This is a genomic window from uncultured Phenylobacterium sp. (genome assembly GCF_902826855.1).
Classification (GTDB): domain Bacteria; phylum Pseudomonadota; class Alphaproteobacteria; order Caulobacterales; family Caulobacteraceae; genus Phenylobacterium.
Map to the genome: position 1 here is coordinate 1 of NZ_CADEGK010000109.1, position 6205 is coordinate 6205.

The following is a 6205-nucleotide window of genomic DNA, read 5'->3' on the forward strand; positions in this document are numbered from 1 at the left end:
GGCAGACCGCGAACCGCGCAAATGGTTTTCGAATGGGCCCGGGCGGCCCGAAGCGCGGCGCGCAGCGCGTGGGAAGCCTCGTGGGCCTGGGCGGCGAGCGCCGGGGTCCAGGCCTCGGGCTTCATCCAGGGATTGATCCGGTAGCTGACGTCGAAGGCGTCAGGGTCGGTCATCAGGAAGAAGGGGCGGCCTTCCATGGAGAACTCCTGTGTGGTGGTTGCGACACAGGATGGCTCAAGGCGGCGCTAGCAGATAGAAGACAAGGTGCTACATTACGCGCCTTATCGTATCGAATTGACAGAACTAGATGACGATATGATCGACGACCTCGATCGACGACTGATCGCCCTGTTGCGCGCCGACTCGCGCACTCCGGCGGCGGCGCTGGCCAAGGCGCTGAAAGTCTCGCGCGGGACCGTGCAGAACCGGATCGACCGCCTGATGAAGGCGGGTGCGATCCAGGGGTTCACGATCAAGACCCGCCCTGACATGGACGCCCACCGGGTGCGCGCGGTGATGTCGATCGCCATCGAGGGCGAGCGGTCGGGTGCGGTGATCAAGGCGTTGAAGGGCTTCCCGGAGGTGGCGGCGATCCACACCACCAACGGCCGCTGGGACTTGGTCGCCGAGCTGGAGGTGGAGACCCTGGCGGCCTTCAGCGCCACTCTCGACGCCATCCGCCAGGTGGAGGGCATCGCCGCGACCGAGACCTCGATCCTGCTGGCGACGCAGAAGCTGTGAGCAACGGCGCGTCCTCTCCTCGCCCGTAGGGAGCGGGGGCCGCCCGAAGGCTGGCGCGCATAGTACGACTGGCTATTTCGCCTGTGGATGCAGGCGGATCGCCCGCCGCAGCTGGCGCGCGTTCGTAAACCCCGTTCGAGCAGCGACCACCTCCGCTGTGCAGCCGCCACTCAATAGGCGCCGCGCGACGGCCAGGCGCATTTGAAGGACCTCTTGGTAAGGCGAGCGGCCCGCGGTCGCTTTGAACGCGCGTGCGAAGTGGAACTTGCTGAGCCCGATGACCGCGCTGAGGTCTGACAGGGAAATCGAGGCGGACAGATTGCCTGCGATGAAGTCTCGCACCCGCATGATCTGACTTTGGGAAAGGGAGGGCGTTGGGCGGGCAACTACAGATCCGCTGACCTTCGCGAACCGCAGACCGCACTCGCGAACGGCCAGGTCGCAAAGGGCGTCGGCGAGCAGCGCCATCGAGGGAGCGTCGGCTCGCATCGCGCGGTCGAGCTTGGTCAATGTCTCGCAAAGGCGCCGATCTCGAAAATAAACTGCGGGATCTTCAAAATTGGCAGAGCCCCTGAGCTGAGCGGGTATCGCCTCGGCGTCGAAGTGGAGGGCGACAAAGGAATTGGGTCGAACCAGAGGATCGGTCCAGCCGGTGACCCGCACCCCGGCGGGCAGGAAGGTCATCGTGCGGCGAAGATCGGTCTGCCGGATCGGAGCATCTCCACCCACACAGATCTCTCCGTCGTCCATGACGATGTCGTGCAGGGCGAGGTAGTGAGCTTCCCCGGTTGTCGCGTATTCGAATCGCGAGGGAGCGAGTTCAACGCGCTCCGCACCCAGGGCAGCGGCCGGAACCGTAACGCGCGGGGGCGAAACGTCCGCAAGGAACCTTAGCTCAACTTGATCTCGCAGCGGCATGGTAGGCGTTGCACCTTTCCTCTCGTCGAGACTGACCGAATTTTGGGCCAGCCTGAAACCATGCCCCGCGCCGCGCTTGCTGGCGGGCGCCAATATTGCGCCGCACCCGAAAATTGCGCAAATTGCCGCATGGATCGGTGGGGAACATGATCGACCGACAGACGTCCGCGGCATCTGCGGAGCCGTTCGGGAGCCTGCCAAAGTCAGGTGAGATGGCCCGGCGGGTCCGGCAGTACGCCTGGTCCAATACGGCGCTGGGCGACCCCATTCACTGGTCTGTCTCTCTCCAAACGCTCCTGGGCGTCATGCTGGCAAGTCGTCAAGCGACGTTCCTCATTTGGGGGCCAGATCGGGTTTGGTTCTACAACGACGCGTTCATCCCGATCCTGGGTCGGAAGCACCCGGCCGCCATGGGCCAACATGGCCTTGATCAGGATTGGGCGGAGGCGCGCGACACCCTGGGACCGGCATTTGAGAGGGTCTTCGCCGGCGAGGGCGTCGAGATGGATGATCTTGCAATCAGCCTCGATCACACGGGGCAGCCTGAGCAGGCCCGCTTTCGCTTCTCCTACACGCCGGTGCGCGACGCGTCCGGCGGCGTGCTCGGGTTGTTCGGCACGTGCACCGAAACAACGGCGCTCGTCGAACTTGAAGCCTCCAACAGCTTGCTGCGGAGATTGATGGAATCGGTTCCGGGGGTGGTCTACGCGAAGGATCGCGAAGGGCGCTTTCTGGCGGGCAATGCGGGTACGTCCGAGCTCCTCGGCAAGCGGTACGAGGATTTCATCGGCCGAACGGACCTCGAAGTGTTGGAAGATAAGGCGGAGGCGGCGGCATTGATGGCCAACGACCGCCGCATAATGGAAACCGGCATCGCCGAGCAGCTCGAGGAGCAGGTCACATTCCCGGACGGCACGACCGCGCTGTGGCTATCGACCAAAGCGCCGCTTCGCGACCAGGACGACCGGATCCTCGGCCTTATTGGCTCGTCAGTAGACGTTACTGATCGTCGTCGCGCCGAAGAACAGCGGAGCCTGCTCGTCCACGAGCTCAATCACCGCGTCAAAAACACCCTGGCGGTCGTGCAGGCCATGGCCCGTCAGACTTTCCGCGATCCGACCCCGACCGAACAGCTTGAGCGTTTCGACGCTCGGATCGCCGCCCTATCGCGCGCTCACACGCTGCTCATCGACACGGACTGGACATCCGCGAGCTTGCGCCAAGTGATCAACGAGCAACTCGGGATCGAGCGGTGGGGCACGCGCCTTCTGGTCGAGGGGCCCGATGTGCCGCTGTCGTCTCGCGTGGCGGTCAACTTGGCTCTGATCCTCCACGAACTCTGCACGAACGCGACCAAGTACGGGGCGTTCTCCAACGACACCGGCAGGGTCGAAATCACCTGGCAGGCGGTCACTGAGCGCGGCCTGGTGTCCCTTCGTTGGATCGAGATCGATGGGCCGCGCGTCGTGGTCCCTGAACGGCGGGGATTTGGATCGCGGATGATCGAACGGGCATTGGCGGCTGAGAAGGGGCGGGTGCGCCTCGACTTCCTTCCCGCGGGACTCGTGTGTGAGATCGAAGCGCCAATCACCGCTTAGTGGCGTTCGGTCCGTGCAGCGGCCGGGGTCGTTGCGGGCCAAGAAACTCTAGCGGGACTCCGGCCGCATTCCGGCGCTAACCTTCGCCGCATGAACGCGCCCATCAAGCCCGAAACCCTGCCTACGTGGCGGCTGGATGACCTTTATTCGAGCCGCGAGGACCCGCGGATCGAGGCGGACCTCAAGGCGGCCGAGGCGACCAACACGGAGCTCGCCAAGCTGGAAGGCCAGATGCTGGCCACGCGGTCCAAGCCGGCTGAGCTAGGCGGGATGATCGACCACGGCATCACCCTCTACGAGAAGGCGGTGAACCTGATGTGGTCGGTGGGGGCCTACGGCTCTCTGTCGGCCTCCACCCAGCGGAACGACCCCGCCTGGTCGAAGTTCGAGTCCGACCTGCGCGCGCGATCCTCGCAGATCGGAGCGCTGAGCCTGTTCTTCACGCTGGAGATCAACAAGCTCGACGACGCGGAGCTCGAGGCGGCGCTGACGGCGCATCCGGCGGCGGCGCGCTGGCGGCCGTGGCTGCGGCGCGTGCGGGCCGGGCGGCCGCACGAGCTGTCGCCGGACCTGGAGCGCATCCTGATCGACATGGCCCCGGCGTCGGCCAACTGGGGCCGGCTCTCCAACGAGACCCTCGCCAAGCTGAGCGCCAAGGTGAACGGCGAGACGCTGACCCTGTCGGAGCTGCTGAACAAGACCGGGGACCCCGATGCGGCCACCCGCAAGGCCGCCGCCAACGCCCTGGCGAAGGCGCTGGCCGATCGGAGCTCGACCCTGGCGCTATGCCTCAACACGCTGGCCTTCGAGAAACAGGTGGAGGACCGCTGGCGCAAGTACGACGGCCCGGCCCACGGCCGCCACCTGGCCAACGAGGTCGATGCCGACGCGGTCGCCGCCCTGGAGGCCGCCGTGGTCGATGGCTACGCCTCGGTCAGCCACCGCTACTACAAGCTGAAGGCCAAGGTGATGGGCCTGCCCTACCTCAATCACTGGGACCGCAACTGCCCGCTGGACGCGGCGCCGCCGCGCACCTTCACCTGGGATGAAGCCAAGGGGGTGGTGCTCGAGAGCTTCGAGTCGCTGGCGCCCAAGTTCGCCGAGACCGCCAAGGTGTTCTTCGCCCAGCCGTGGATCGACGCCAAGCCGCGCGCCGGCAAGCAGTCGGGGGCCTATTCGCACTCCGTCACGGCCGAGCGGCATCCGTTCGTGTTCATGAACTACATGGGCGAGCGGCGCGACGTGCTGACCCTGGCCCACGAGCTGGGACACGCGATCCACCAGACGCTGTGCCAGCCGCTGGGCACGCTGCTGGCCGACACGCCCCTGACCCTTGCGGAGACCGCCTCGATCTTCGGCGAGGGGCTGGTGTTCGAGAAGCTGCTGGCCGAGGCGACGCCGGCCGAACGGCGCGACCTCCTGGCCGGCAAGATCGAGGACGGGATCAACACCGTCATCCGCCAGATCGCCTTCCACCGCTTCGAGACGCGCTTCCACGCCGCCCGCCTGGAAGGGGAGCTGTCGCCGGAACAGATCGGCGGCATCTGGCTGGAGGTGATGGGCGAGAGCCTAGGGCCGGCGGTAAAGCTCAACAAAGGCTATGAGCACTACTGGAGCTACATCAGCCACTTCGTGCACTCACCCTTCTACGTCTACGCCTACGCGTTCGGCGACCTGCTGGTGCGCGGCCTGATGGAGAAGCGCCGCGAGGATCCGCAGGGCTTCGCGCCGACCTACGAGAAGCTGTTGGCGGCCGGCGGCACCAAGACCTACGTCGAGGCGCTCGCGGCCTTCGGGCTGAACCCCCGCGAGAAGGCCTTCTGGGCCGCCGGCGTGCGGCAGCTGGAACGGCTGGTGGACGAGTTCGAAGCGCTGGTCTGAGCCGAGGTGGCCTACGCCTCGACGGCGTAGTCCTTGAGGACGCCCAGAGGCACGATGGCGAGGGTTTCCTCGTGGGTGCTCTCGAGCACCACCTTGGGCGCGGCGCCCTCGTCGAGAGCTTCCTTCCAGCGCGGCGCGCACAGGCACCAGCGGTCGCCGGGCTTGAGGCCGGGGAAGCCGAGATCGGGCCGCGGCGTCGACAGGTCGTTGCCCGCGCGCCTGGAGAAGGCGAGGAACTCGGCAGTCATCACCGCGCAGACCGTGTGCATGCCCACGTCGTGCGGGCCGGTCTCGCAGCAGCCGTTGCGGAAGAAGCCGGTGACGGGGTCCAGCGAGCAGGGCGTGAGCTCCTGGCCCAGGACATTGCGGGCGCCGGCGTCGTAGCGGATCGGGCGTGTGGCCATGGCCCCATCCTAAACGCTAAGACTGCGGTTCTCTAGAAGAGGAGCCGTCGCGTCCGCATGATCTCCGCCCGTCCCCGCCGCAGCGCCCTCTACATGCCCGCCTCGAACAGCCGCGCGATCGACAAGGCGCGCGAGCTGGCTTGCGACGTGGTGATCCTCGACCTGGAGGACGCCGTCGCCCCGGAGGCCAAGGACGAGGCCCGCGCCAACGCCGTGGCCGCCGTCCGCGCCGGCGGCTTCGGCCCCCGCGAGGTGGTGATCCGCGTCAACGGCCTGGACACCCCCTGGGGCGAGGCGGACCTGGCGGCCGCGGCCGCGGCCCACCCGGATGCGGTGCTGGTCCCCAAGGTCTCGGTTTGCGAAGACCTCACGCACGCGCGGGCCCGCGTGGCGGGCGACCTGCCGATCTGGGCGATGATCGAGACCTGCGCGGCGATGTTCCGGCTGGAGGCGCTGGGTGCGGAGTCGATCAACGTCGGCGTGGAGGCCTGGGTGATCGGCTCCAACGACCTGGCCAAGGAGATGCGCTGCGCGATGACCGTCGAGCGCGCGCCGCTGATGACCGCGCTCACCCTCAGCCTGATGGCCGCCCGGGCGCCCGGGATCGCCATTCTTGACGGGGGCTTCAACGAAATGCCCGACGGCGACGGCTTGGCCCGCCAG

The 6205-nt window shown here is 67.0% G+C and carries 6 protein-coding genes and 1 pseudogene; 4 read left to right on the forward strand and 3 right to left on the reverse strand.

Annotation, left to right across the window (positions count from 1 at the left end):
* Window positions 1-197: pseudogene (locus QZV94_RS15085) on the reverse strand (amidinotransferase); the annotation flags it as partial.
* Window positions 198-315: 118 nt separating this feature from the next.
* Between QZV94_RS15085 and QZV94_RS15090 the strand changes: the two are divergent.
* Window positions 316-741 carry an Lrp/AsnC family transcriptional regulator gene (locus QZV94_RS15090; protein ID WP_293678730.1) on the forward strand — a complete coding sequence of 142 codons (426 nt, stop codon included), beginning with the start codon at window positions 316-318 and terminating at the stop codon, window positions 739-741.
* Window positions 742-813: 72 nt separating this feature from the next.
* On the opposite strand, the gene QZV94_RS15095 is transcribed toward QZV94_RS15090, so the two are convergent.
* Window positions 814-1659: an AraC family transcriptional regulator gene (locus tag QZV94_RS15095; protein WP_293678731.1), complete on the reverse strand. Its 846-nt coding sequence runs from the start codon at window positions 1657-1659 to the stop codon at window positions 814-816.
* A 212-nt stretch (window positions 1660-1871) separates the two neighbouring features.
* Between QZV94_RS15095 and QZV94_RS15100 the strand changes: the two genes are divergently transcribed.
* The gene (locus tag QZV94_RS15100; RefSeq protein ID WP_293678732.1) at window positions 1872-3257 is read left to right on the forward strand and encodes a PAS domain-containing protein; all 1386 of its coding nucleotides are present in this window, start codon (window positions 1872-1874) and stop codon (window positions 3255-3257) included.
* A gap of 90 nt (window positions 3258-3347) precedes the next feature.
* Window positions 3348-5138, forward strand: coding sequence for a M3 family oligoendopeptidase (locus QZV94_RS15105; protein WP_293678733.1), 1791 nt, complete (start codon window positions 3348-3350; stop codon window positions 5136-5138).
* Window positions 5139-5149: 11 nt separating this feature from the next.
* Here QZV94_RS15105 and QZV94_RS15110 read toward each other — a convergent pair whose 3' ends face one another.
* Entirely contained in the window at window positions 5150-5542 is a 393-nt protein-coding gene (locus tag QZV94_RS15110; protein ID WP_293678734.1) for a DUF2237 domain-containing protein, read from the reverse strand.
* A gap of 57 nt (window positions 5543-5599) precedes the next feature.
* Here QZV94_RS15110 and QZV94_RS15115 point away from each other — a divergent pair.
* A partial coding sequence (locus QZV94_RS15115; RefSeq protein WP_293678735.1) for an aldolase/citrate lyase family protein occupies window positions 5600-6205 on the forward strand: 606 nt, incomplete at its 3' end.

Coding starts and splice junctions, on each gene's coding strand:
- QZV94_RS15105 (WP_293678733.1), top strand. CDS start 3,348: ATGAACGCGCCCATCAAGCCCGAAACCCTGCCTACGTGGCGGCTGGAT.
- QZV94_RS15095 (WP_293678731.1), bottom strand. CDS start 1,659: ATGCCGCTGCGAGATCAAGTTGAGCTAAGGTTCCTTGCGGACGTTTCG.
- QZV94_RS15110 (WP_293678734.1), bottom strand. CDS start 5,542: ATGGCCACACGCCCGATCCGCTACGACGCCGGCGCCCGCAATGTCCTG.
- QZV94_RS15100 (WP_293678732.1), top strand. CDS start 1,872: ATGGCCCGGCGGGTCCGGCAGTACGCCTGGTCCAATACGGCGCTGGGC.
- QZV94_RS15090 (WP_293678730.1), top strand. CDS start 316: ATGATCGACGACCTCGATCGACGACTGATCGCCCTGTTGCGCGCCGAC.